Source organism: Flavobacterium sp. UBA4854 (assembly GCF_002399805.1).
Taxonomy (GTDB): Bacteria; Bacteroidota; Bacteroidia; order Flavobacteriales; family Flavobacteriaceae; genus Flavobacterium; species Flavobacterium ginsengisoli.
This window is the reverse complement of sequence record NZ_DHEI01000036.1, coordinates 15372-17408: the sequence shown is the minus strand read 5'-3', so window position 1 is coordinate 17408 and position 2037 is coordinate 15372. Positions and strand designations below refer to the sequence as shown.

At 33.7% G+C, this 2037-nt stretch carries 2 protein-coding genes; both read left to right on the top strand.

Annotated features, from left to right (window positions below; genetic code table 11):
• A partial coding sequence (locus B3J44_RS04815; RefSeq protein ID WP_286966121.1) for a DUF5597 domain-containing protein occupies positions 1–746 on the top strand: 746 nt, incomplete at its 5' end.
• Positions 747–883: 137 nt separating this feature from the next.
• On the top strand, positions 884–2037 hold a 1154-nt coding region (locus tag B3J44_RS04810; RefSeq protein WP_286966120.1), incomplete at its 3' end, for a sugar-binding domain-containing protein.

Below are 2037 nucleotides of genomic sequence, written 5' to 3'. Positions count from 1 at the left end.
TAAATGCGCCAGAAAAAAAGCCAGGACAATATCCAAGTGCAGGACCATTGCCTCATATTATGGACGTTTGGAAAGCCGCTGGAAATTCAATAGATTTTTTAGCGCCAGATTTCTACAATCCGTCATTCAAACAATGGAACGATTTGTTTACACGTCAAGGAGATCCGTTATTTATTCCGGAACATCGTTTTGATGAAACAGCTCCATTTAAAGGATTATATGCTATCGGACATTATGAAGCAATAGGATTTTCTCCATTTTCAATAGAATCTGTAGCCGATGCTAAAAAAGAACCTCTAGGTAAAATCTACGATTTGGTGCAACAATTAACTCCGACAATTGAAAAATACAAAGGACAAGGAAAAATTGATGGTGTTTTATTAGACAAAGAAAATAATACGCAAATCATAAAAATGGGCGATTACGAATTCACTTTCAAACATGATTATACCTTAAATTGGTCTGATGGAGCAAAAGCAGAAACATGGCCAATGTCAAGCGCTATTATTATAGAAATCGCTAAAGATGAATTTTATATTTCAGGTTCAGGAATTGTGGTAACTTTTAAACCTTTAAAAGAAAATGTAAATGCTGGAATTCTAAAAACAGATTTTGGTAAATTCGAAAATGAAGTTTGGAGAACCATAAGACATTTCAACGGAGATCAAACGCATCAAGGAAGACATTTAAGAATCTCAGTTGGAGATTACGAAATTCAAAAAATAAAATTATATAGTTACGAATAGGTTTTTTTCGTCGCGAATTTCACGAATTTCCACTAATTATTTTAGCCACAGATTAAAAAGATTAACACAGATTAATTAAAAAAAATCCTTTTAATCCTTTTAATTCTTTTAATCTGTGGCAAAAAAAACATAATACAATGAAAAAGATACTTCTAACATTTTTAATAACAGTTAGCATAAACGCGCAAATAAAACTTCCGCGATTGATAAGTGACGGAATGATATTGCAGCGCGATACAAAAGTCAATATTTGGGGCTGGGCGTCGCCAAACGAAAAAATTGAACTCGAATTTAATCGTAAAACATACAAAGCCACAACAGCTCAAGACGGAAAATGGACCATTCAGATTCCTTCTCAAAAAGCAGGCGGACCGTATGAAATGACTTTAAAAGCATCCAATACAATTGTTTTAAAAAACATTCTTTTTGGAGATGTTTGGCTGTGCTCTGGACAATCGAACATGGAACTTCCAATGGATCGTTTGAAAGACAAATACAAAGACGAAATTGCAAAATCTGCCAATACTAATATTCGTCAGTTTTTGGTTCCCGATGAATATTATTTCGAAAAAGAAAGAAACGATTTTTCATCTGGTTCTTGGGTTGAAGCAAATCCTATAAACGTTTTACAATTTACGGGAGTTGGCTATTTTTTCGCTTCAGAAATATACGATAAGTATAAAATTCCGATCGGATTAATTAATAGCGCTTTGGGCGGTTCTCCTGCCGAATCATGGATTAGCGAAGAAGGCATTAAAAAGTTTCCCGAATATTATCAAGAATATTTAAAATTCAAAGACGGAAAACTCGAAAAACAAATAGATGAAAACGATCGTAAAGTCAGTTCAGAATGGTACAAATTATTAAACAATACCGATATTGGTGTTAAAAATAAATGGGCAAATTCTGCAGAGACTTCAGATTGGAACGAAATGCAAATTCCGGGTTATTGGGCTGACGGAGAACTCGGAAAAACAAACGGTTCGGTTTGGTTTAAGAAAGAGTTTATACTAGAAAAAGTAAATGAAAATCAGGCAAAATTAATTTTAGGACGAATTGTAGATGCCGATTCCGTTTTTGTAAACGGGCGTTTCGTTGGAACAACTTCGTACCAATATCCGCCAAGAATTTATTCTTTTAATGCTGCTATTTTAAAAGAAGGAAAAAATGAAATTACGGTTCGAATCATCAATAATTCAGGAAAAGGAGGTTTTGTAACCGATAAACCATATGAGCTGATTGTTGGAGATAAAACTATTGATTTAAAAGGAACTTGGAAATACAAATTAGG